Origin of the sequence: Lactobacillus sp. ESL0785, assembly GCF_029395455.1 — a bacterium.
In the GTDB taxonomy this organism is placed as follows: domain Bacteria; phylum Bacillota; class Bacilli; order Lactobacillales; family Lactobacillaceae; genus Lactobacillus.
Genome location: NZ_CP113916.1, coordinates 90,812 through 113,265 on the forward strand (window position 1 = coordinate 90,812; position 22,454 = coordinate 113,265).

The 22,454-nt window shown below is 37.1% G+C and carries 23 protein-coding genes, 2 tRNA genes and 1 riboswitch; of the genes, 11 read left to right on the forward strand and 14 right to left on the reverse strand.

What is annotated here, in order from left to right; all coding sequences use genetic code 11:
• Window positions 1-47 precede the first annotated feature (47 nt).
• The 9 genes from OZY43_RS00425 to OZY43_RS00465 all read right to left on the reverse strand — a co-directional run bounded on the left by OZY43_RS00425 (window position 48) and on the right by OZY43_RS00465 (window position 7,179).
• Window positions 48-278: a cytochrome b5 domain-containing protein gene (locus OZY43_RS00425; RefSeq protein ID WP_277164918.1), complete on the reverse strand. Its 231-nt coding sequence runs from the start codon at window positions 276-278 to the stop codon at window positions 48-50.
• Window positions 279-377: 99 nt separating this feature from the next.
• The gene (locus OZY43_RS00430) at window positions 378-1,238 is read right to left on the reverse strand and encodes a lysophospholipid acyltransferase family protein (RefSeq protein ID WP_277164920.1); all 861 of its coding nucleotides are present in this window, start codon (window positions 1,236-1,238) and stop codon (window positions 378-380) included.
• A complete protein-coding gene (locus OZY43_RS00435) occupies window positions 1,235-2,182 on the reverse strand; it encodes a glycosyltransferase family 8 protein (RefSeq protein WP_277164922.1) in 948 nt (315 codons plus the stop codon). Before OZY43_RS00435 ends, OZY43_RS00430 begins: the two co-directional genes overlap by 4 nt.
• Before the next feature lie 19 nt (window positions 2,183-2,201).
• Window positions 2,202-3,041, reverse strand: coding sequence for a glycosyltransferase (locus OZY43_RS00440; protein ID WP_277164924.1), 840 nt, complete (start codon window positions 3,039-3,041; stop codon window positions 2,202-2,204).
• A gap of 12 nt (window positions 3,042-3,053) precedes the next feature.
• Window positions 3,054-3,818, reverse strand: a complete 765-nt coding sequence (locus OZY43_RS00445) for a 1-acyl-sn-glycerol-3-phosphate acyltransferase (protein WP_277164926.1) — start codon at window positions 3,816-3,818, stop codon at window positions 3,054-3,056.
• A 181-nt stretch (window positions 3,819-3,999) separates the two neighbouring features.
• The gene (locus OZY43_RS00450; RefSeq protein ID WP_277164928.1) at window positions 4,000-5,085 is read right to left on the reverse strand and encodes a DUF4097 family beta strand repeat-containing protein; all 1,086 of its coding nucleotides are present in this window, start codon (window positions 5,083-5,085) and stop codon (window positions 4,000-4,002) included.
• Window positions 5,086-5,189: 104 nt separating this feature from the next.
• The gene (locus OZY43_RS00455; RefSeq protein ID WP_277164930.1) at window positions 5,190-6,218 is read right to left on the reverse strand and encodes a DUF4097 family beta strand repeat-containing protein; all 1,029 of its coding nucleotides are present in this window, start codon (window positions 6,216-6,218) and stop codon (window positions 5,190-5,192) included.
• Window positions 6,219-6,221: 3 nt separating this feature from the next.
• Window positions 6,222-6,872, reverse strand: a complete 651-nt coding sequence (locus OZY43_RS00460; RefSeq protein WP_277164932.1) for a DUF1700 domain-containing protein — start codon at window positions 6,870-6,872, stop codon at window positions 6,222-6,224.
• Entirely contained in the window at window positions 6,853-7,179 is a 327-nt protein-coding gene (locus tag OZY43_RS00465) for a PadR family transcriptional regulator (protein ID WP_277164933.1), read from the reverse strand. The genes OZY43_RS00460 and OZY43_RS00465 overlap by 20 nt, the downstream gene beginning before the upstream one ends.
• 180 nt (window positions 7,180-7,359) lie before the next feature.
• Here OZY43_RS00465 and OZY43_RS00470 point away from each other — a divergent pair, with 180 nt between their 5' ends.
• Together OZY43_RS00470 and OZY43_RS00475 are read left to right on the forward strand one after the other, a co-directional pair.
• The gene (locus OZY43_RS00470) at window positions 7,360-7,635 is read left to right on the forward strand and encodes an autorepressor SdpR family transcription factor (protein ID WP_277164935.1); all 276 of its coding nucleotides are present in this window, start codon (window positions 7,360-7,362) and stop codon (window positions 7,633-7,635) included.
• A complete protein-coding gene (locus OZY43_RS00475) occupies window positions 7,622-8,245 on the forward strand; it encodes an SdpI family protein (RefSeq protein ID WP_277164937.1) in 624 nt (207 codons plus the stop codon). Before OZY43_RS00470 ends, OZY43_RS00475 begins: the two co-directional genes overlap by 14 nt.
• A 149-nt stretch (window positions 8,246-8,394) precedes the next feature.
• On the opposite strand, the gene OZY43_RS00480 is transcribed toward OZY43_RS00475, so the two are convergent.
• The 3 genes from OZY43_RS00480 to OZY43_RS00490 all read right to left on the reverse strand — a co-directional run bounded on the left by OZY43_RS00480 (window position 8,395) and on the right by OZY43_RS00490 (window position 9,308).
• On the reverse strand, window positions 8,395-8,883 hold the full coding sequence (locus OZY43_RS00480; RefSeq protein WP_277164939.1) for a hypothetical protein: 489 nt from the start codon (window positions 8,881-8,883) through the stop codon (window positions 8,395-8,397).
• 117 nt (window positions 8,884-9,000) lie between these two features.
• Window positions 9,001-9,073: transfer RNA gene (locus OZY43_RS00485), tRNA-Lys, on the reverse strand.
• A 162-nt stretch (window positions 9,074-9,235) separates the two neighbouring features.
• A tRNA-Lys gene (locus OZY43_RS00490) sits at window positions 9,236-9,308 on the reverse strand.
• A 139-nt stretch (window positions 9,309-9,447) separates the two neighbouring features.
• On the opposite strand from OZY43_RS00490, the gene yycF reads away from it, so the two are divergent.
• The 7 genes from yycF to rlmH all read left to right on the forward strand — a co-directional run bounded on the left by yycF (window position 9,448) and on the right by rlmH (window position 17,293).
• Complete coding sequence (yycF, locus tag OZY43_RS00495; protein ID WP_277164941.1) at window positions 9,448-10,164, forward strand: response regulator YycF; 717 nt, start codon at window positions 9,448-9,450, stop codon at window positions 10,162-10,164.
• 68 nt (window positions 10,165-10,232) lie between these two features.
• A complete protein-coding gene (walK, locus tag OZY43_RS00500) occupies window positions 10,233-12,080 on the forward strand; it encodes a cell wall metabolism sensor histidine kinase WalK (protein ID WP_277166284.1) in 1,848 nt (615 codons plus the stop codon).
• On the forward strand, window positions 12,061-13,386 hold the full coding sequence (gene yycH, locus OZY43_RS00505) for a two-component system activity regulator YycH (RefSeq protein WP_277164943.1): 1,326 nt from the start codon (window positions 12,061-12,063) through the stop codon (window positions 13,384-13,386). Before walK ends, yycH begins: the two co-directional genes overlap by 20 nt.
• Window positions 13,387-13,402: 16 nt before the next feature.
• Window positions 13,403-14,227 carry a two-component system regulatory protein YycI gene (locus tag OZY43_RS00510; RefSeq protein ID WP_277164945.1) on the forward strand — a complete coding sequence of 275 codons (825 nt, stop codon included), beginning with the start codon at window positions 13,403-13,405 and terminating at the stop codon, window positions 14,225-14,227.
• A gap of 14 nt (window positions 14,228-14,241) precedes the next feature.
• Window positions 14,242-15,039, forward strand: coding sequence for an MBL fold metallo-hydrolase (locus OZY43_RS00515; RefSeq protein WP_277164947.1), 798 nt, complete (start codon window positions 14,242-14,244; stop codon window positions 15,037-15,039).
• Between the two features lie 66 nt (window positions 15,040-15,105).
• Window positions 15,106-16,323 (forward strand): trypsin-like peptidase domain-containing protein, encoded by a 1,218-nt coding sequence (locus OZY43_RS00520; RefSeq protein WP_277166287.1) that lies wholly within the window; start codon window positions 15,106-15,108, stop codon window positions 16,321-16,323.
• Window positions 16,324-16,813: 490 nt separating this feature from the next.
• On the forward strand, window positions 16,814-17,293 hold the full coding sequence (rlmH, locus tag OZY43_RS00525) for a 23S rRNA (pseudouridine(1915)-N(3))-methyltransferase RlmH (protein ID WP_277164949.1): 480 nt from the start codon (window positions 16,814-16,816) through the stop codon (window positions 17,291-17,293).
• Between the two features lie 260 nt (window positions 17,294-17,553).
• On the opposite strand, the gene OZY43_RS00530 is transcribed toward rlmH, so the two are convergent.
• Window positions 17,554-18,207 (reverse strand): energy-coupling factor transporter transmembrane component T, encoded by a 654-nt coding sequence (locus OZY43_RS00530; RefSeq protein WP_277164951.1) that lies wholly within the window; start codon window positions 18,205-18,207, stop codon window positions 17,554-17,556.
• A 9-nt stretch (window positions 18,208-18,216) separates the two neighbouring features.
• Window positions 18,217-19,578, reverse strand: coding sequence for an ABC transporter ATP-binding protein (locus OZY43_RS00535; protein WP_277164953.1), 1,362 nt, complete (start codon window positions 19,576-19,578; stop codon window positions 18,217-18,219).
• Window positions 19,579-19,627: 49 nt separating this feature from the next.
• A riboswitch (TPP riboswitch) is annotated at window positions 19,628-19,717 on the reverse strand.
• A gap of 122 nt (window positions 19,718-19,839) precedes the next feature.
• Between OZY43_RS00535 and OZY43_RS00540 the strand changes: the two genes are divergently transcribed.
• Together OZY43_RS00540 and OZY43_RS00545 are read left to right on the forward strand one after the other, a co-directional pair.
• Window positions 19,840-20,772 carry a helix-turn-helix transcriptional regulator gene (locus tag OZY43_RS00540; protein WP_277164955.1) on the forward strand — a complete coding sequence of 311 codons (933 nt, stop codon included), beginning with the start codon at window positions 19,840-19,842 and terminating at the stop codon, window positions 20,770-20,772.
• A gap of 192 nt (window positions 20,773-20,964) precedes the next feature.
• Window positions 20,965-22,338: a hypothetical protein gene (locus OZY43_RS00545; RefSeq protein ID WP_277164957.1), complete on the forward strand. Its 1,374-nt coding sequence runs from the start codon at window positions 20,965-20,967 to the stop codon at window positions 22,336-22,338.
• Window positions 22,339-22,454: the final 116 nt, after the last annotated feature.

Consider the following 22,454-nt stretch of genomic DNA (forward strand, 5'->3'; position numbering starts at 1 on the left):
AAAAAGCAGGTGTCAATTAAGACATCTGCTTTTTTAATAATTGGTAATTAGTCTTCGTAAGTACCAACTTGGTTTAACTTAGCCAAAACACTTTTACCGTGAGGTGCTTGAGCAATTTCATCAGTCAGATCGCGACCTGCTAAATTGCCGTGGTGTTCACCGTCAGTCCAGTGAGCATTACCGGTAACATCGTAAACTTTACCATCAATTGCAACGTAAGCTGAGTTGCCGTTTTTACCATCAAATTTTGCTAAAGATTCTTTTGTGAACTTCTCCATGAAGAACACTCCTTTCTGCTCAGAGCGATACATCTCTTATTAACTATTAGAATAAGTCAATTAAATAAATAAGTCTATTTATATGCTCGCATATTTTTATTATTTACGCCAACCAGCAATGTCCCAAGGGGTAAAAGTATAATCAAGGTTACGATGGTAAATATGTTCGTATGTCGCAACTTTTTGTTGATAATCTTGCTTCAGCATACGCTTAGAATCTTGATTGGGATCAACACTAGTTTCAGGATAAATTGTGGGTAAAACATGGACTACATACCTAGTTTGGTAAAAATTAGGGTGATCTTTTTCTAATTTGGGTAAAGTTTGTAATTCAATGAAGGTAGAAATAACCGGCACATTTTGTTTGGCTGCAAAATAGTAGGCACCACGCTGCAATTTTCGCGGCTTTCGGTAGTTCCACCACATTTCTTGTTCAGGATAGATAAGTACCCAATTATTTTGGGTTAGTGCATCATGAAGATGCTTAGGAAAAGTACTCTTGATGTAGCCGGTGCTTTTAACTAACGGGATGGTACCAACATATTTCATCAAATAGCATAAAATTCCGGGCAGTTTGAGGTTAGTATCTTCAATAGCAATTGCCAACTGATGGTGTGTTTTGCTAGCTAAGCGTTTAATTGGCAGTGAGTCAATCTGATTAAAATGATTAGCCGTGATAATAGCACCGCCCTGTGGCAGTTCATTCAGATGCTCAAGCCCAGTAAATTCGGTGGAGGCAGTAAAAATTTTGGTTAAAATACTATAAAAAGTATGACCGATGCAATTATTTAGCTTGCCTTTCAATGTTTGTCGCTCATGCCAGAAAGCGTTAACTAGTTCTGTGCGTTCTGGTAGTGAGAGCACGGGGTCACCAACTTCAACTTTAGCATTTAAGTTACCCTGATTAGCTGCTTCTTTAATATTGTGAATTACACGTTCGCGATTGTCGCCAATGATCATAAAGTAACAGGTCCTTGTTTCTTTACTTGAGCCCAATTATGTGGGTCCTTAATTGTTTTATCTTCTTTAGTGAGCATAAAATCAAGCTTGTGGCGGTCAATTTCACGTTCACTGTCGGTATAATTATCAAGTTCTGCCTGTAATTCAGGATAAAATTTGGTTTCTTTGGCACTGGCCCAGAAGTATTGTTCATACTGAATATTGGTAAAGTGCCATGGCTTGAAGAAGAGGTTGTAGTGAATTAAGCTGGGATGCTCAAGCGGTTCAGTGTTGTCGTTGGGCATGGCATCCCACTTCGGATCAAGATGCAAAATGCGACCATCACAGATTTCATTAAGATAATCTTGATCTGGAGCGATACAGTCGAAGTGATATTGCTCTAGTAGTTTCATGAAGTGGCTGATAAAGCCTTCTTCACGGAATGCTTTGCAGTTAAGGATTAACATACCTGAATTAATGTATGTTTTCGGGTCAAGTGCTAAAACATCTTTAATGTAGGCAACCATTTTGGCAACATACTGAATTGATGAATCTGTGCAGGCCGCAAATAAATTGTTGTCTAATTCAGTTTCATAGAGCTTAGCAATGTCATCATTGACGATCGTGTCACTATCGATATAAATTGCTTTGTCATATTGGGGAAACAAGTCCGGAATGAACAAACGATAAAAAATTGACATCGTGAAAAAATCAGCTCGGAGATAGTTCTCCTGGCGATTTTGGATAGGGGCAACAATCTGATCATCAATTGTTAGAAAATCAATGTGGACGTTGTTAGTGCCCAAATTACGAAGATCCTGTTGATGAGCTTTTGATAAATCTTGGCTAAGAAAATAAACAGTATAATCTTTGTCGGAACTAGCATGTTTAATTAGCGAATTAAGTGAAACTGCCGCATATTTGGTGAAGTCATCACTGATAGAATAAAAAACGGGAATTGTCATAAAATTTTTCTCCAAAATATTAATCTTGAACAAGGTTACCACGTAATTGCAAGTAACGGTTCAAAATGTCATCGTATTCGTGCAGCTTCAGTACCTTATGAACTCGCTCAACGTCCCATGGTTTAACTGTTTGTGTGTGAAAAATGGGCAGAAAACGAAAACTAGTTGAGAAGTGCTGGATGACAGTGTCAGGTTTTAATTTATATTGTTCATTATAACGCCTTGGTGCAATTTTTTTGTATTGGGCGTAAAAATTGAGAGCGGTTTGGTCTGGCATAAAAACGCTTTTAGTTTGTAATAATCGCCGAATGCGGCCAAAGAGCCGAGTTTCTTTAATTTTTGGTAAATTGAGTAATAAGACACCTGAATTGATATAGTCGAAGGTTTTATGTTCGTGAAAATTATGGAAGAAAAACCGGCCCCAATAGTCAAGAACACCAACAAATTCAGCATCATTTAGCTCTTGATGATAGAATTTTTGTAAGCTGCGCCGTACAATCACGTCGGCATCCAAATACAAAATTTTATCTGGTAATTGTGGAATTTCATCAGCAAACAACCTGAGCATTGCATAGGGGGTAAAATGGGTGCCCATGTTAGCTAACGGTGGCTCTTTGGCAAATAAGCCGGTACAATCGATTAGTTTTAAAGTGCTTTGCGGATTTTTGGTAGTTAAAAGTGAACTTAGATAATCAGCGGCATGCTTACTGAAGGGCTGAAACTTCTTTTTATAACTTTGGGCATACATTGTTAGAATGTAAATATGCAGCTCATCGGTTCCAGCATTCTTTAATAAGGAAAGGATGGCAATTAGAATGCCGTCCTCAGCCTGATGATCGCCGCAAAAAAGAATATTCATTAAAAGAACTCCTTAATTTATTTTGTGATAAGTGCAATAGTTGTAATTGCTTGTAGCTGCGCGTTTATTCATAGCAGTTACGATTTGGTCATGTAATTTTTCCTGCGCCTGTTTTTTGTGCAGATGAGTATCTGGGTAAAAGGGCCCGTCGAGGTAGACAATCACGTGTGGCTTATGGCCAAATTTAGGTTTGTGATAGGTTGTCGTCATGGCATAGCTTGCAGCATTTAATGTTACAGGAAAGTGCATACTAGTAGCTGGAAAAGGACGAATCTTAGTGTAATACGGCCAAACATGGGCTTCAGGATAAATGACGACGACTTTTTTAGCTGTAATTACTTGCTTAACAGCCGTAATTAACTGCCTAAAAAGGTTACGTTCGTGGCTAACAGGTAGACCAAAGTAAGGTAAAACTAATTTGCCTAAGATAGGGATGCCCCAATTAGCTGGTGCAGCAAGGGCATAATAATCTTGGGCAGGGAGAATGCTTAGCGGCATGACAACATCGCCAAATGTCTGCGTATGGTTGCCATAAATAAAGAAGCCCTGTTTTTTATTGGCAGTTAGCTTTTCGCGACCGACAAAGTGAACTTTCAGAATGAATTTAGTGTAAATGTGACTGATTAGCCACGCAAGAGGCCGTAGAACTTTGGCCCAGATTTTTTTAAGCCTAGTTGTCGGAAAAATGGCATAGTTGCTAGGTAACTGATAATTCTGCTGCTTGCTGGCAACAATATCATCAGTCGTTTGCTGATAATAATATTTGCGATTAACCATAAACGCCTTCCTTCAAAAATGTCATTAAGTAATTTTATCATGAATTGCGCAAGATTAAAAAGTGGGTCGGAATTAAGACCGAAATCGAAATAACTTTGAGTGAGAATATAAAAACTGCAGCTAAATTATTAGAGAAAATAATTTGGTTGCAGAATGAAAGCAAATGATTACATTGGTTATATTATATAATATTGATATCGCCATCTGTTGAAATGACCTTTAAAGAATCATTTGAGGCAATCTTACTGGACAATTTGCTACCGACACTTGATTGGTGATAAAAAATATCGCCATGTGTTGATTGTAAATGGTAACTGGCATCGTGAGCAAGCTGCTTTAAAAATAGATTACCAGCTTTTGATCTAATCAGATTTTCGCTGGTTAGTTGACTGCGTGCGATTTTAATATCGCCATTTTGTGTGTCTAAGGTTAAGGTCAGATTACACTGGCTAATATTTGAATTCCCATTGCGCATTTGTAGGAGCAATAATTTAATACAGCTACGTTCAATATTGATATTGCCGTTACGTAATCTTAATGACATTTCGTGAGCTGTAGTTTGGGTAATTGTCAGGTCACCGTTTTGTGAATGAAGGGTAAATTCCTGCTTAATTGTTACATTATTAAGTAATGTATTACCATTATCCTGCAATAAAGTAACATTTTGCAATTGCAAGTTCTGTATTGTTATAACACCATTATTATTGTGACCACTGATCTTAGATAATGTGTCTTTATTAGGAACGGTGATTTCTACGTGACTAGCTGGCGTTTTCCAATTAATTGTGATTAGCTGCTTGCCTTGTTTGGCGGGTTGTTCATCAACTAAGAGGGTTTGGTTAATGACTTTGACATTGATGGGCCGACTATTGTAGTCCATGATCACAACTTGGTATTGCTTACCAGAATGAATAAAGAGATTAGCCTTGCGTAAATTAAGCTTGATTTGGGTAAAAATTCCGGGTGCAAGGGTTCGTTTACGGACAGGATTTTTTTCAAGATGAAAGCCGCGAACATAATTGTCACTAGCTAAATCCTGCACGCATGAAGCAGCTACTGCTGAGGCACTTTGATGATAATCAGCCTGTATCTGTTGGGCTAATTCGCTGGGGCTGCCAAGCTCCTTTTTAATTTCTTCTATTGTTTGAAAGTCACCATCAAGTAAAAAGCCACGGTAAAATTCGAGTGCATCACACTGCTTGCCCAATTGTAGAGCTGTTAAACAATGCGCTAATTCTTTAATATAATTATCAGTTATCTGGGACATGTTAGCTCTCCCACATTCAAAAAATAATTTCTTACCTAATTATATACTTTTTAATTATTAGTTGATTATTTAAGAAAGCATAGTTACCATATTGTAATAATTATTTATTTAAGGGTAATGTCACCTGTAGCGACTTTGACAATTAAGTTATTCTTAGCATGCGGTGTTTGTTGGGTGAAATTACTGGCTTCTGCGTTTGTAATTGCATGGCCGGCATAAGTTAATTGACCATTATTTGCAGCAAGTGAATAGTTAGTTTTAGTTGGCATTGGTGTTAAAGAAAAGTTACCTTTAGTAATGACAAATGAATTGTTACCAGTGACTGAGCAATTCGTTAACTGGATATTACCTTTATTAAAGGTGGCCTTGCTGGAAGCAAATACGCTATTTTGGGCAGATAATTTTCCTTGATTAGTGTCTAAATTAATATTATTAATCTGGGAATCAGCAATTTTGATGTCATTATCATTTGCTTTAAGTGAATTCTTACCGGTTAAGGTAACTTTGGTTAGCGTTAACGGGCCATCGAATTCAAAATCAGTATTGTTAAGAGTGGAATTTGTGGCAGAAACGTTACCTTCAGCGTATTTGATGAATGAAAATTGGCTAACCTTAACATTATTTAGTGTTGCATTGCCTTCTTCTTGATCGAGTGAGAGCCTTTTAATGTTTATGTTGGCGAGTTTAACATTGCTGTGGTTAAGCAAGGTATTAACTTCATTCAAAGTTTGTGTAGTTGGAATAGTAATTTCAATCTGTGCGGTATTTTTAGCCTTCTTCAGGTTGAAATTAATTTGCTTTTGTTGAGCGTCTTTTTCTACGATAGTTAATTTATGATTAACTACTTTAGTTGTAAATTTGGCAGCATTAGTTGTTGTTTTAACCTGAAATTTTTTGCCGGAATGAATATAAATTGTGGTGTTAGTATTGTTAATATTAGCGTCCTTAAGATCAATTTGGTTGAAGGGCTTAAGGGGATTAGTTTTGCTAGTTGCACTTTGGTTCGATACAACGTGGCAATGAGCTAGGCTATTGCCCGTAACTGCTTGCAAGCCATGATTGCTAAAACCAATTATGAGTAATATTAAGCCGATAATTAAACCACCAGCACCAATTTTGTAAAAGTTTTTCATTAGTTAGACCTCCTTATTTGCCGATTTAGTTTGATAATAGTGCTTTTTAAATAGTTTTTTACCTAGAAAACGGGCAAATTGAGCACATTTAGCAATTAAAAAGCGAATGATAATAATCAATATTGGAATCAGAAACAGGCTAATACTAATTAAAGTTAATCCAGCGCCAAGATAAAATAGTCCAACGGCCCAGTTACTAGTAAAGAGAAAGTTAAAGCTGATAAGTGCTGCAAAAGCACCACCAGCTAATATACCTACCACTAGACCAATGAAACCGATAAATAGTCCAATTAGTCCAGCAAGAAGGCCAATAAAAATACAGATTATCGGAATTCCAATGATTATTCCTGTTGGAACCGCACAAATACCGACAATAATATGCCAGATAGTTTTCACATTGCTAGACGATGAAGATGGAGTAGTACTGTGTTCAGTATTTGTTTCACCTGACTCGTTAACTGAATAATCACCCACAATTTTGCGAGCCAATTGCTGCGGGGTACCTAGCTCCTTTTCAATTGCCGTCCGGTCGTTAAATTCACCATCTAATAAAAATTCACGGTAAAATTCAATGACATCTTTGCGGTCTTGTTTGGGTAAAGCTGACAAATTGCCTTCAACTTCTAAAATATAATCATTTATTACCTGTTCCATGTTGTTCTCCTAAAATGTGATTAACTTTGCCACTAAATTGCTGCCATTCTGTCTGAATTTCTTGCAGTAACTTAATTCCGGGGTCAGTTAAACGGTAATAGCGCCGATTACGACCTTGGTAAGGCTCATCATAAGTTTCTAAATAACCATTTTTCTTTAATCGTCTTAAAACGGGATAGATTGTCGATTCTGAAATGTCAAAAACTGCCTGTACTTTTTGTGTTAGGGCATAACCGTAAAGGTCTTCAACTTTGAGAAAAGATAACACCGCGCCGTCTAAAAGTCGGGTAGGTATTTGTATTGTCATACTATTTCTTCCTCCAATATTATATAAGATATAGTATTACAGTGAAAATAGATTGTCAAGAAAATCTAGGCATAATTATTTATTTTTTGTATCCGCTTGCAAAAATTACTAGTAGGGATTAGTATTTAGATAAATATCTAATTAGAAAATAATCTAAATACTTAGAAAAGAGGTTACTGGATGAGTTTTGAAGCTAGTTTTAAAGCCTTATCTGATCCCGTACGGCGCCAAATTTTACAATTGTTAAAGGCTGATCGTCTGTCAGCTGGCGCAATTGCTGCTCATTTTAACATGACCAAGGCAACAATTTCTTATCACTTAAATGTTTTGAAGAAGGCTGATTTAGTTTTTGAAGAACGAGAAAAAAATTTTATTTATTATTCGTTAAATACATCAATTTTAGAAGAAATAATGACATGGTTAATTGATTTAAAAGGAGATAATGATGAAAAATAATTATCGTAGAACAATGTTAGTGACAAGTTTACTTATTTTGGTTCCATTAATAATAGGACTGCTTTTTTGGTCTAAGTTACCGAGTACTTTAGCAACCCATTTTGGTCTAAATAATCAAGCTAATGGTTGGCTAAATAAGAATATTGTAGTTTGGGGCCTACCCGTACTAATGCTAATATTGCAGTGGTTTGTTGGGGTAAAAGTTCTTAAGCAAAAGGTTAATCATAAATTTATGATTGTTAGTCTATGGTTGATACCGTTAATTTCGACAGTAGTTAGTTTTAGTATTTATGCTTTTAATTTAGGTTATCATGTAAAAATCGGCATGATTATTACTCTGTTATTAGGAATTATTTTGATTTTGATAGGGAATTTTTTACCCAAAGTGCAGCCAAATCATGCTGCTGGTATTCGCTTGCCGTGGACATTGTCTAATTCAGAAAATTGGCGCAAAACTAATCGTTTTGCCGGCTGGGTTAGTGTGTTATCTGGGCTAGTCTTAATGGTCTTATCTTTTTATCAAATTCCGTGGCTAGTGGTTCCTGTTTTAATTGCTGTAGGAATTTTACCGATAATTTATTCATATTACTTAGCAAAGAAAAATAGCTAAATATAGTTTCTATAAGGTAGAGATCATTAGTGTGCTTCATTGGTAGTTAAACATCAACTTACTGATAGGGCACTTTTTGTTTAATGAAACAAAAAAAGCGATCCATTGGGATCGCTCAGCCTGTTTGCAAATAAAATTTTATTTAGGAATTATTGTCCAAGCTTCTTTAAGTAAGTACTACCCTTAACTTCGTAACAATAATTATGTCTTAATTTAGCCCTAGTGTAAACTTCAAAGTAGCCCATGTTGTAATAGCTCTTCATAACACGGCGACCATGAATTTTTCTCTTTGACAGCCAAAATTCACCAAGGTCTTGATAATGATAATTTGCTTTGTTAAAACTGTAAACTATGCCGCCTTTTTCATGCCAAAGTGTAACATACAACTTTTTGGTACCATGTTTTTGGCTGCTAATTAAAGTTTTACCATTAAGCTTAATTGCATGTTTGAAAATGTGCCAGTGATTGAGTTTATAAGTACCATAGCCGTTATCGACATATTGGTACCAGTTGCCTCTTAGTTCAGTTGGGGTTGCGTAAAGACCAACATATTTTGCATGAACAGTTGTTGGAGTTTTAGCAAGGACAATCATTAAGAATGCAGTTGACAAAGCAATAATTATTTTTTTGAATCTCATTTTCTTACCCGATAATAATATGTCTGAAATAAATTCAGGAGGATATATTTTATAAAGCGCTTTTATAAAATAGCAATAAAAAAAGCACCGATTACTTGCAGTGCTATTTCTATTAGATGGGTGGCCAGGGGTTCGAACCCTGGACCCACGGATTAAGAGTCCGTTGCTCTGCCAGCTGAGCTAGCCACCCAAGTCATATTTCTGTTGACAATTAAATATATTAGCAATTAATTTTAGTTTTGACAAGCATTTTTAGTTAAAAAATTTAAAATTAGCATAATTTTTTAAAAAATATGGTTTACGACAATACAAAAACAGCGATCAAATAAATGATCGCTGTCTTCTAGGTTAATGGGTGGCCAGGGGTTCGAACCCTGGACCCACGGATTAAGAGTCCGTTGCTCTGCCAGCTGAGCTAGCCACCCAAGTTATTATTAGAAATAACCAACAGAAACTATTATGCTATCATTCTTTCTGAATTGCAAGCTTTTTTGTTAAATTTCACTAATTTTTTTGGCTAAAAGGCTAAAAACCAGTATAATGTAACTAAAAGGAGGACTTTCGATGCCAAAGAAGATTCTCGTTGTTGATGACGAAAAACCTATTTCTGATATTATCAAATTTAATTTAACTAAAGAAGGCTTTGATGTTGACACTGCTTATGATGGTGAAGAAGCAGTTAAGAAAGTCGATGAATACAATCCTGATCTAATGATTTTGGACTTGATGCTGCCTAAAAAAGACGGTTTAGAAGTTGCTCGTGAAGTTAGACAGACCCACGATATGCCGATTATCATGGTAACAGCTAAGGATACCGAGATTGACAAAGTTTTGGGTTTAGAAATGGGCGCTGATGATTACGTGACCAAGCCGTTTTCTAATCGTGAGCTGGTTGCTCGGGTCAAGGCCAATTTGCGTCGCCGCGATATTGTTAAAAAAGTTGAAGACGCTAATCAAGATACAGTGACTAAGAACATTACAATTGGCAACTTGGTAATTATGCCAGATGCTTATATTGTTGAAAAAAACGGCAAAAAGATCGAATTGACCCACCGTGAATTCGAATTGCTCTATTACTTAGCACAACACATGGGACAGGTAATGACGCGAGAGCATTTACTGCAGACTGTCTGGGGTTATGATTATTTTGGTGATGTGCGGACCGTTGATGTGACAGTTCACCGTTTACGAGAAAAAATCGAGGATAATCCTGTTCAAGCACAGATTTTATTAACCCGTCGTGGTGTAGGTTATTACGTCAAACAACCAAATGAAGAATAATGAAGAAAAAAGCCTGCCGGACTATTTTTTAGTGCGCGGCTTTTTTTACTATCTAATAATGTACAATGATGAAAAAAATCAAAAGCAAATTTAAACATTTATTTATTTCTATTAATACAACTCTGGCCATTGTTTTTATGGCGATGATTATTGCCACCATTGAGGTCATTGGTGCATATTTTACGCGGCAGTTGGAACAAAATAGTATTGAAAATTTTCAGTCGTCAATTCAAGTCCCATTGATTGTTACTAACCAGCTATCTGTACAGCTTTTACGGGATAATAAACGGGCGAACACTAATTTGAACCGGATTGTCAGCGACTACAGCAATGGGACTAATACAATTAGTGAAATTATTGTGGTTGATAATAAGGACGTTATTCGTGCAGTTTCTAACTTGAATGATAAAAGCCGAATTGGTCAGCGGGTTAATAATTTTTTAGTTAAGCAAGTAACTTCGACTGGTCGGGAGGCTACCAAAGTTATTAATGATCATATGGTGCAAGTAACACCGTTAACTGGCAGTAACGGTTCGGCTAACACAGTGGGCGCGATTTATGTGCGAGCTTCAATGCAGGGCGTTTTTAATAATTTGCGTAATATTTCTTTTATGTTTCTCGTGACGTCGTTAATTGCTGCAGTGATGGGGGCAATCCTGTCACTAGTTGTTTCCCATGCGATTACCAAGCCAATTGAGGAAATGCAGAGCCAAGCCTTAAATATTGCAGATGGTGATTATTCAAGCCAAGTAAAAATTTATTCTAATGATGAGTTGGGACAATTAGGTCAATCATTCAATACATTATCGGTTCGCATTGAGCGTTCACAGGAAGAATCAGAAAGTGAGCAAAGGCGGCTTGATAGTGTCTTGTCCCATATGAGTGATGGGGTCTTAGCAACAGATCGTCATGGCAATGTCAGCGTTGTTAACCAGATGGCACTGAATTTTTTGAATACCACTAAAGAACGCATTATTAATAAGCCAATTGCGACAGTATTAGGTCTAAAAGAAACTTCTCAGGACCTTATTTCTGGTCAAAAAGGGATCGTAATTACATTGCATGCGGGAACGCGTGATGAGGTAATTTTACATGCTAGTTTTTCCTTGATTAAACGGGTGACTGGTTTTGTTTCTGGTAGTGTTTGTGTTCTGCATGATATTACTGAGCAGCAGAAAAACGAAAATTCACAAAAGCAGTTTGTTTCTAATGTTTCGCACGAATTGCGAACACCGCTAACCAGTTTGCATGCGTATATTGAAACTTTGAATGAGGGAGCATGGAAAGATCCGCAGGTAGCGCCACAATTTTTGCAGGTTACGCAAGAAGAAACAGAGCGCATGATCAGGATGATTAATGAATTGCTCAGCTTGTCGCGGATGGACCGTGGAGTGTCTAAGGTTGATTTGGAATGGGTGAACTTTAATGATTTTGTTGCCCACATTCTGGATCGCTTCGATATGATTGTCAAAACCGATGAAAAAGAGGGCAAGAAGAAATATACTATTAAGCGTAAATTAGGGACCCAAGCTTTATGGGTTGAAATTGATACTGATAAGATGGCTCAGGTAATTGATAATATTATGAATAACGCAATTAAATATTCTCCTGATGGCGGTGTGATTAAGGTACGATTGCAGCAAGAACAGAGCCGAATAATTTTAAGTATTGCTGATCAAGGCTTGGGCATTCCCCGTGAAGACTTGGGCAAAATTTTTGATCGCTTTTACCGTGTTGATAAGGCTCGGGCGCGTGCTCAAGGTGGTACAGGGTTGGGCTTAGCAATTGCTAAAGAAATTGTAGATGCCCATCATGGTCAGATTTGGGCTGACAGTAGTGAAAGCAAGGGGTCAATCTTCTATATTGCACTACCATATGAACCGATGAGTGAAGGGGATGATTGGGATGAGGTCTAAATTTAAATTAGGAGACTTTCTGTTATTACTAAGTACACTGGCGGTTTTTGTCCTGTCGATTATCCTGTGGATTTTTATTATGACTAATGATCAGTACTTTAACCATATTAGTCAAACTAATAATCTAACTCAGCAAGCGCGTGGCCGCCGAAATAATTCAATTTATGATCTATATATTCCTACTAGCTCGTACGGATTTAAGGAGGACCAGCCCTATCGGTTATATGATGCTAAAAAGAATATCCCACTCGAATTTATCCGGGAGTTACGGGGAATTAAATTTAAAAAAAGTACTCAAGTTAGTACAACGCAGTTTAAATATGAGCAACTGCTTAATGATGCAGATTATCTGCAATTAACTTTTCCTGATGAAATTAGTCTTAATTTATTTACAAGAAAGAACTTGCAAAATGATAACGCCCATTTTCGTCGGATTTTTATTTCGCGTAGTAATAGGTGGTTATATCTTGGCAATGACAAGACTTACACTGTTTACCGTGTTGCTTTGGCTCGCGCTAATTTTGATAAACTACGTAGTTACGCTCGTGGGGCGCATAGTAAAACACCGATTAAGTTTGTGCGGTTGAAGAATTGTTATGAAGTCTTTTATACTCAAGCTAGTCGCTGGCGCGTTTATAGTTATTTGACCAATACACAGACAGATTCTTATTTTGTATCGCGGCTTTTAGGTACAGCCAATGTAACTGCGCGGTCAAGTAAAAAAGGTTGGATTACATATACGCTTAATTATTACACTAAGCTAAGAGTGCCCAAGGCCAATACTAAGCGCCATGATTTTTTGTACACGCGGTATGAAAAGAATAAGGCTGTAACTAAGAATGAACGTTTATTTGCTAGTGTTAATTACGTTCACAAATTAGGTTTGAGCGAACAGGATTTACGATTTTTTGATACTAATGGTGATGCAACTAGTTACACTAATTATATTGAAGGAATTCCTGTCTTTTTGGGCCAACATACACCTCAAGTTAAGACAATGTTGACGACAGAGGCGATGCAAGTTGCATTTAACAATATTGATTTGCAAATTCCGATCCCCTTTGATGGCCAAACGCGTAATTTACCAGCTACTGATACTGTTTTGCAAAAGTTATTTGCTAGTGGCATGAAACGTTCGCAAATTCAGCGGATAATTGTGGCCTTTAGGCTGACTAAGGATAATAGTCACGGCCATTTAGTGAACCTGATCCCGACATACTATGTTAAAGCTAATAATGAATGGAAGAGTTTAGCAGAGTGGCAAAGGCAAAGTTTGCAGCCGGTAGCTAAAACTAACAATCAGTAGGAAGGAGCGAACTAAGTTGGATCGTAAAAGAATTGAATGGCTATTTTTGGTTATCTTTTTATTAATTGACCTGTATCTGATGATTGAAATCTGGCGATCGCCGATTAGCCTAAGTAATACAGACGGCACGCCGATGACTAGTATTCGCTCTGAAATGCGAGCTGATGGTATTGATGTCCCACCGCATATTTCGCATAAACAGCAGTCAGGATATTATTTGGCAGCCAAAAAGCATGATTATCTTACTAAAAAAATGAATAGTTTGACTAAAGTTAGTACTCACTTTTCTAAAAGTGACAATACATTAACCGGCACACCTAAAGAACAAATAATATTAAGTGGCAATCATAAGCAAGTTTTTAAGCAGATTGAGAATTTCAAGAATGATTCAGAAAATGTTCCTTTTGGGGCTAAATTTAAGTATGAACCAAGCATGTCGAGTTCTGATACGTATTATTTTGTGCAGGGGACAGATTATGGTCAAATATATGATAGTAATGCCCAACTGATAATTAATGTTCACAATCAAGAAATTACGAACTATACACTCTCTTATATGGGACCAGTTAGTGCAGTGCGTGAGCCGCAATTAGTTATTAGTGCATGGCATGCGATTAAAGCAATGTACACTGATCGTGAAATTACTAATAATTCTCGTGTAATGCAAATTAAATTGGGGTATTCTAAATTGACAGAGGTGCGTGGCAGCACAATACTATTACCAACCTGGTTGATTTGGGTAGAAAATAAAACAACGAAGAATATTACTGTAAAGCGGGTTAATGCCTTTACTGCTCAAATTTTGCAGGCAGGTAATTCGTATAATGTTCAGAAAAATTAGAAAGGAAAAAGTAGGTGCGAGTTTCTATATTAGCTAGTGGCTCAACGGGTAATACCAGTCTCATCGAGACCCCACAACATAAGATTTTAATGGATGCTGGTTTATCTGGAAAAAAGATCAAGGAGCTGCTGGCACAAGTAGGTGTAGATATTGCAATGATTGATATGGTATTTTTAAGTCATGACCATTCTGATCATAGTAAGGGACTGGGAGTTCTTATGCGGCGGTATCCACAAATTGCGGCCTTCAGTAATAGCGGCACTTGGCGGTACTTAATTGCAACTAATAAAATCGGTAAATTGCCAGTTGAACAAATAAATACAATTGAGCCGGGACAAACGCAGACTTTTGGTGATCTTGATGTGACTGCTTTTGCTACTAGTCACGATGCGGCGGAACCGCAGTATTATGTTTTTACTAGTGGTGGAAAAAGGATGGCTTTTTTGACGGATACGGGTTATGTATCACAAAAAGTTGAGCGGGTAATCGAAGATGCTGATGCCTATCTAATGGAATTTAATTATGATGATATGATGTTGCGTAATGGGCCATATTCGTGGCAACTTAAGCAGCGAATTTTGTCTGATGAGGGGCACTTATCTAACGATGAGGCGGGACAAGCGCTGCTAGATGTGGTTTCTTCTAAAACCAAGCAGATTTATCTGGCGCATCGCAGTCAGCATAATAATACTGCTCAGCTTGCTTATGAAGCAGCTAAGCAGGTTTTGGTTAATGGGGATGCTAATTTACCCAGTGATGTTCAGATTAAGCTGACTAATCCGGAGCAACCCACCGATTTAGTACAAATTTAATTATTTTGTTCATACTTTTTTCAAAAATTATTAGTATATTAGGTTTGATATGCAAAAGGAGATATGATGATGGAAGAACAAAGTTCAGGTCGCAAAAAGAATAATCTTTTTTTAAAAACGGCCGTAGTGGGTGTTGTTGCCGGACTTATCGGTGGCGGCGCTTCTTATGTTGCGCTTGATCAAATTAACAATGCGAACTCAAATAATGGTGCAGCACAGACAAGTATCAGTTCTAGTAGTGCGAAAACATCCAAAAATAGCGCTAAAAATAGTGGTACGATGACACCTGCATACAACGATGTTAAGGGTGCGGTAGTGTCTGTTATTAATATGAAACGTCAGTCGAATAATAATAGTAACTCACTTTTTGATATTTTTGGTGATAACGATAATAATGATAATAGTAAGGGTAAATTGCAAACTTACAGTGAAGGCTCGGGCGTTATCTATATGAAGTCCAATGGCAAGGGCTATATTGTTACTAACAATCACGTTGTTTCAGGCAGTGACAAAGTTCAAGTGATGTTATCAAATGGTAAAACCGTTAATGCCCGAATAGTTGGTACTGATGCGACAACTGACTTGGCTGTTTTAGCAATTGATGGCGGTTATGTTACACAAACGGCCGAATTTGGTGATTCTAAGAGCTTACAAGCGGGTCAAACAGTGATTGCGGTTGGTTCACCTTTAGGTAGTGAGTATGCTTCTACGGTTACACAAGGGATTATTTCAGCGCCAGCACGGAGTATTACAACTTCGTCAGCTAACCAGCAAACGGTAATTCAGACTGATGCGGCAATTAATCCGGGTAATTCTGGTGGTGCTTTGGTCAATTCGGCTGGTCAAGTAATTGGGATCAATTCGATGAAATTAGCTCAATCAGGTGATGGTACCTCAGTTGAAGGGATGGGATTTGCTATTCCATCTAATGAGGTGGTAACGATTGTCAATCAATTAGTTAAAAATGGTAAAATTACCCGTCCGCAATTAGGGGTTAAGGTAATTGCTCTGCAAGGGATTCCTGCCAGTTATCGCAAGCACTTAAATATTAAGTCAGACTTGAAGAATGGAATTTATATTGCTTCAGTTACTAAAAAAGGTTCAGCGGCAGCTGCTGGAATTAAAGTGGGCGATGTAATTATTAAAGTTGACAACAAGTCTGTTTCTGATGTTGCTTCGTTACACAGTATTTTGTATAATCATAAAGTCGGTGATACCGTCAATTTAACGATTAATCGCAGTGGAAAAACCGTTAATTTGCGCGTTAAATTACAAGCTGATTAAAGTCGTTAATATTCATTAATTAAATATAAAAAGGGCTATACAAGGCGGTTTTTTTGCTGAGTATAGCCCTTTTGCTAATAATTTTAATGAGAAACATTTTTTCATTCGGAAATAGAGGTTGTCAAGAATAATTTTTAATCATCCAAGTTGTTAACAATTGTGGAAAACTCTGTGAATTGTGCATAAAATAGCTGAAAAAGCTTTTTCATGCCTGTGGATAATCTGTTAATTGTGTGTAAATATTAGTGAAAAAATATTTGTTCAAACAGTTGTTCTTGACGTAATAACAGTATTCTAAGGCAAAAAGTTTGTGAATCTACATGTGAAAAGTATGTGTGTGGGTAATTTTGGATAAAAAAGTTCAAAAAAATTTGTGACCACAATTTAGCGGCTAGTAATTATTAATAACCACAAAATGTAGTTTAAGCTTTTACACAAGTGTGGAAAAGCTTAGTGGAAACATTGGGATTTAGGGGATAAAATAGAAAGTATGAATATTAAAATTGTTTGTGTGGGAAAATTAAAAGAAAAATATTTTAAGGATGCAATAACGGAATATCAAAAGCGATTGAGTCGCTTTGCTAAAGTACAGTTGGTTCAAGTGCCTGATGAGAAAGCACCGGAAAAACTTAGTGCGGCGGAACAGGAAAAAGTTAAAGAAATTGAAGGTAACCGGATTTTAAGTAAAATTAAAGACAAAGAATATGTTTATGTGACTGCAATTAAGGGCAAAGAGCGCAGCAGTGAAGAATTTGCACGTGAGCTGCATGATTTAGCAACTTATGGTCATTCGGACATTACGTTTGTCATTGGCGGCAGTCTTGGAACTAGCTCCGCGGTTAATAAACGTGCTGATGATCTACTCAGTTTTGGTAAATTGACGCTGCCTCATCAATTAATGCGAGTAGTGCTGATTGAGCAAATTTATCGTGGCTTTATGATTAATAGTGGCAGTCCGTATCACAAGTAGAATTAATTTTTAGGAAAAAAACGTTAATAATAAAAAAGTGCAATCAGTTTTGATTGCACTTTTTTACTTGTATTTTAAATTAGCGGTTATTTTAGCAGTAAATGTTTGCGCAGGCTTAAATACCAACTTAATACTTTTCTTGGGCTGTCAGTATTTGCTATTAGGTAAATTCTTTTCTGCTTTTTGACAGCTAGTGGTTGTTTTTTTCCAATACATCCCAATTTTTTAGCTGATGTTTCATCTAAACTATACCTTCTTACTTATTTTAATGTGAATAAAGCAAGATTAAGCAAAATTATTAATATTATACTTTCGAGCCAATCGCTAGTTTTAATCGGTACAACCGCAATTGTTGACCGTGGGGTATCTTCTTGATAGCCATGCGATTCCATGCCTTGGGCTAAATTATCAGCAGAATTAAGGGCAACAAGGATAGCCTTGAAGTATAAAACTGGGGACCAAAAGCTAAGGTAGGTACCGCGCATCATTCCAGCTGTACGAATTTGCTTCACGGCTTGTTTCATGTGAGGGACAATATTAAGGGCTGCTAAGACGCCATAAGCGAATTTACTTGGTAAGTGGAAGTTTTGCTCAAATGAACGGGCTAATTCTTCGGCACTGGTATCGATAGTCACGCAGCTGATGGTTAAAACATAGACGTAAATCCGGCTGGATAACCCCCAAGCATTTCTGAGGTTCGGTGTTTGTGTAAACCAGTAAAGTGTCGCAAAAATTGTAACTGCTGCAATAAGTGGTATGAACAGGAGAGCAAAAAGATTGGCTAGTTTAATGTGCTTTATTAAGAGATAGATGAGTGCTAAAGCAATAATAAGAAAATTAGTGGTTAAACTAATTCTGAATGAAATTTCAAGTGAAATAATTAGGGCTAAAATAAATTTAAAACTAGGATTCATAACAACACCTCACTTAGTTGTATAAGTTAGCTGCTGGTTGGCAAAGACCAGATGGTAATCGCACCAATCGGCAAGACCAGTTAGTTCGTGGCTGATGATTAATAAGGTCTGACCACGATTTTTTTGGCTTTCTTTTAGTAGATGCATCACTTTTTGGCTAGATAAGTGATCGAGGCCATTTAGTGGTTCATCAATTAGCAGCACGTCTTGGTCTGCAATTAACATTAAAAGAATTTGTAATTTCTTTTGTTGTCCGCCTGATAACGAATAAACTACTTGGTCAAGGTGATTGTCTAATTCAAGGTAATCTAAGGCTTGTGCAATTTTAGCGTCAGTAAAGTAGTGATTAGTGCGTTGCTTTTTGCTTAATGCCAATTCGTCGTTAACCGTAACGCTTAAAAATTGATCGCGTGCATTTTGAAAAATTTGTGCAACATGTAGGAGATATTTTCTTGTCTTCAGGTGACGTAATTCATTACCGTGGTAAGTTAAACTGCCGTTGTAAGGCATCATTTTAGTGAGGGCATTGAAAAGCGAAGTCTTGCCAACACCATTTGCGCCTGTAATTAGTGTGGTTTTACCAGCAATAATTTTTAAGTTGTCTTGTTGCAATAAGCATCGTCTGTGAATTAACTCTGTTTGAGTTAAATTAAAACAGATATTTTCACTTGGTGCCGGTAAGGTAAACGAATAACTAGACTGCTGTTGTTCAACATCTAGGAGCTGTTGCTTGTAAGTAGGAGATACTTCAAATACTTGTTGCTTTTTAAATTGAAACAGATGATCACAGATATTGCGGTAGCCGCTTAAGATATGGTCGCTTAATAAAATTGTCTTGCCTTGGTCACGTAAATGGGCGAGCTTCGTAATTAAAAAGCTGCGAGCTTTCGGATCACAGCTGGCAAAGGGTTCATCAAGCAATAGTAAATCAACGTCCATGGCAACTAGGACAGCTAGAGCTACACGTTGCTGTTCACCGCCAGACATGGTGTTAATCTTTTGGTCAAGTAAGTTAGTAATTTGAGCAAAGTTAATCCCAGCTGTTAAGCGTTCTTCATAATGAGAGCGGTCAATTTGTAAATTTTCTAGTGCAAAAATAATTTCTTCACGCGGTGTTGCCATTGTAAATTGTTCACCCGCATTCTGAAACATCATTGCGGTTTTTAAGCCACCGAGGTTGATGGTGCCGGTGACTTTACCGGCATATTTTGGATATAATCCGGCTAAAATCTTGAGCAAAGTTGATTTACCACAACCGGTAGGACCAATTAAGAGAGAAAATTTTCTTGCGGGAATTTTCAAGTTAACGTGATCGAGAATTTTAGTGTTTTGGTCGTATGAAAAAGTTAAATCGTTACTTGTAATCGTCAATGTTCTGTCCTAAATTAAAAAAATCGTCAGGGCTACTGCTCTGACGACGTAAAAAATCATTCATTTTCCCTTCGCTGGCATTATCCATAGCAGGTTCAATGGGTATCTTCTCAGCCTTGCGGCACCCCAATCTTATTAATTTGATTGTACATGAAAGTACTTTTTTTGTCTACTTGTCTAAATTAGCCACAAAAAATAATTATCATTAAAATGTATTTTTGTTATATAATAAAATTATTAAAATATTAACAAGAAGGTGAAATGATGGCAGCGGTTAAATTAGAGCAATATTTAGCGAGCATTTTGAGTGCAACCAATGAAGATACAAACGAATTGTGTCTGCAAGCCGGCAGCAACTTTAATTTATTTACAACATATCTTGAAAATCATAATACAGGCTTACATCGTTATCAGACAGCTACCGCTATGCTGCTTTATGCGGCAGGTGGTCAAACTAACTTGCAGGTCAATGGGCAAACTTTTGCATTGGAAACAGGTAACTTGATTTTATTGATGCCAAAGTGTGATTACGAAATTGGTAAACAAGCTAAACGGGATATTTTGGTCAAGTTGGAATTTAAGGCTGATGTGCAGAAGTCATTAATAAAACTGGCGGCGAATGAACCACGTGAAAAGCAGATTGTAGAACAATTACGTAATAACCTAAAGGTTAACCGGCTTTTATATCTGAAAAGTACGCCGCTTGCACAACCGGCACAAATAATTGAACGAATAATTGATGAATATTTAAAGCATAATTTATTTAGTCAAAGTGTGATTATGGCGCAGCTGCAGCTGTTACTTGTTTCTGCAATTCGTAATCGGAATTTTGCGGCTGCATCAGAGCCTACACAGCAATTTGCTGATGCTACGTTAGAAAGTTATATTGATGCTAATTTTAGCAATATTACTTTGGCTGCAGCGGCAAAGCATTTTGGTTTTAATCCTAATTATTTTTCTAGTTTAGTAAAACAAAAAACTGGCAAGAGTTTTGTCGAACATGTAGATGAACGGCGCATGCAGGAAGCCCGTAACTTGTTGGCGCGGCCAGATATTTCTGTTAAGGAGATTATTGCGCGTGTAGGTTATAATGGCAAGTCATTTTTTTATAAAAAATTTAGCGAATATTATCATGAAACACCAGTACAAATGCGAGCAGAATTATTTCGCCAGGCTAACATTAATTTGAAGTAATTGAGCAAGGAAAATGATCCTTGCTTTTTAATTTACGAAATTTGGCTGAAAAAAAGGCTAAAAATTTAATATTTTTTACTTCTTAATTGGGACATAATTAATTCACTGTTTGACTAAAAATAACAGGTGTTGTATTATTCATAATGTAGTTGTTTAAAGATAGTAATTGATTAAATTTATAGGAGGGATATAATGCGTCATAATGCTATTCCATTAGCTATTGCTGCGTCGCTTTTTAGTGCGTCGCTGCTCTTTGTAACTAATGGAAATACGAAAGTATATGCAGCTGAATCGAATGATTCTGCCGCACAAACTACAGCAGTTGTCTCGAATGAGAAAACTGCTTCTGATACTACTAATCAAAGTCCTGCAACAAATAAGGACAATGATTCAGTAAGTCAGAAACCAGAAGCCGCTAATGCAGCAACAACAGATCATACTGATGCAACTGCACCTGTAGCAAATACGGGTAGCGATAGCAATCAAGTAGCTGCTGGTGACGGTGATTCAGCTTCACAACCAGTGACTGCTGGTAATGGTGATTCGACTTCACAACCGGTGACTGGTGATGATGGTCAAACGACTCAGCCAGAAGCACCTGTTGATAATGCTACCGACAACCCAGATGCTGCTGGTAATAACGAAGCAGGTCAAACTACACCAGCAGATTCTGATGAACCTGCAGATGCAACTAAGCCAGGAGATAATTCTACTGCCATTGATGGTGATAAAACTAAGCCGACTATGTCTGATCTGAATACTGCAATTGCCAATTTGTTAATTATTGCCAATGAAATTAACGGTATTGCTGATGCTGGTGAAAGTTTGCTTGCTGAACCAATTAACGTGCTAGGTTACCTAGCTACGATGATTTTAGGTATCGCTGGGATGATTCCTGTTGTGGGAATTGCACCTTTAATTGCTGATGCAGTTGTTGTTGGTGCTAACACGTTGTGGCATGGATTCCAATATGCATGGAGTACAGCACGGCGGGCAATTGTTTTAGCGCCAACTGTAATTGCTTCAATTCTTGGGCCTATAATTAATGGTATTAATGCATTAGTTTGCGAATCTGATAAGGAAAATGCGCAAGCAGCAACAGATGCTAACTTGTCTGACCCTACAGCCCAAATTAATACAGATCCATCACAAACTGATGCTACATCAGGGACAGGACCATCAGAAACAGATCCATCAGATCCTGATCCAGCAGAGGCTAAAGTTAATGAAGCAAATAAGCAGTTAATTGATAGTCTTGCTAGCTCAGCTGCAACTTTGCTTTCTGTTGGAATTGATGCGTTAACTCAAGTTGTTACGTTTATAGCTCATGCAATCACTGAAGTTGCTGTTATTGCTGGTGAAGTAGGTCTTGGTGTTCTAGGTGCGATTCCTGGCGTTGGTATTATCCCATTAGTTGGTGATCTATTGTTAGTAACTGCACACTCAGGATTAAATCTGGCTCAACGTGTACTTGATGAAGTTAGACGTGTGATTATTTTAGGTGCTGGTGGTATTGCTTCATCTGTAGCAGCTCCAGTAGTTAATAAAGAATTAGGTTTAAATTAATTAATTTGTAATGATTAATATTTAAACTATTGAAAAGAACGTCAGTAAAGTGACGTTCTTTTTGATTACAATTATTAATACTTAGTGTGTATGTAAAGTGACTTTTAAGTAACTTT

Bases quoted from the DNA above. Each gene is read 5' to 3' on its own strand.
- yycH (WP_277164943.1), top strand. From the start codon at position 12,061: ATGATTGGGATGAGGTCTAAATTTAAATTAGGAGACTTTCTGTTATTA.
- OZY43_RS00540 (WP_277164955.1), top strand. From the start codon at position 19,840: ATGATGGCAGCGGTTAAATTAGAGCAATATTTAGCGAGCATTTTGAGT.
- OZY43_RS00545 (WP_277164957.1), top strand. From the start codon at position 20,965: ATGCGTCATAATGCTATTCCATTAGCTATTGCTGCGTCGCTTTTTAGT.
- OZY43_RS00475 (WP_277164937.1), top strand. From the start codon at position 7,622: ATGATGAAAAATAATTATCGTAGAACAATGTTAGTGACAAGTTTACTT.
- OZY43_RS00425 (WP_277164918.1), bottom strand. From the start codon at position 278: ATGGAGAAGTTCACAAAAGAATCTTTAGCAAAATTTGATGGTAAAAAC.
- OZY43_RS00435 (WP_277164922.1), bottom strand. From the start codon at position 2,182: ATGACAATTCCCGTTTTTTATTCTATCAGTGATGACTTCACCAAATAT.
- OZY43_RS00430 (WP_277164920.1), bottom strand. From the start codon at position 1,238: ATGATCATTGGCGACAATCGCGAACGTGTAATTCACAATATTAAAGAA.
- yycF (WP_277164941.1), top strand. From the start codon at position 9,448: ATGCCAAAGAAGATTCTCGTTGTTGATGACGAAAAACCTATTTCTGAT.
- OZY43_RS00450 (WP_277164928.1), bottom strand. From the start codon at position 5,085: ATGTCCCAGATAACTGATAATTATATTAAAGAATTAGCGCATTGTTTA.
- OZY43_RS00520 (WP_277166287.1), top strand. From the start codon at position 15,106: ATGATGGAAGAACAAAGTTCAGGTCGCAAAAAGAATAATCTTTTTTTA.
- OZY43_RS00465 (WP_277164933.1), bottom strand. From the start codon at position 7,179: ATGACAATACAAATACCTACCCGACTTTTAGACGGCGCGGTGTTATCT.
- OZY43_RS00445 (WP_277164926.1), bottom strand. From the start codon at position 3,818: ATGGTTAATCGCAAATATTATTATCAGCAAACGACTGATGATATTGTT.
- rlmH (WP_277164949.1), top strand. From the start codon at position 16,814: ATGAATATTAAAATTGTTTGTGTGGGAAAATTAAAAGAAAAATATTTT.
- OZY43_RS00455 (WP_277164930.1), bottom strand. From the start codon at position 6,218: ATGAAAAACTTTTACAAAATTGGTGCTGGTGGTTTAATTATCGGCTTA.
- OZY43_RS00530 (WP_277164951.1), bottom strand. From the start codon at position 18,207: ATGAATCCTAGTTTTAAATTTATTTTAGCCCTAATTATTTCACTTGAA.
- OZY43_RS00460 (WP_277164932.1), bottom strand. From the start codon at position 6,872: ATGGAACAGGTAATAAATGATTATATTTTAGAAGTTGAAGGCAATTTG.
- OZY43_RS00480 (WP_277164939.1), bottom strand. From the start codon at position 8,883: ATGAGATTCAAAAAAATAATTATTGCTTTGTCAACTGCATTCTTAATG.
- walK (WP_277166284.1), top strand. From the start codon at position 10,233: ATGAAAAAAATCAAAAGCAAATTTAAACATTTATTTATTTCTATTAAT.
- OZY43_RS00440 (WP_277164924.1), bottom strand. From the start codon at position 3,041: ATGAATATTCTTTTTTGCGGCGATCATCAGGCTGAGGACGGCATTCTA.
- OZY43_RS00470 (WP_277164935.1), top strand. From the start codon at position 7,360: ATGAGTTTTGAAGCTAGTTTTAAAGCCTTATCTGATCCCGTACGGCGC.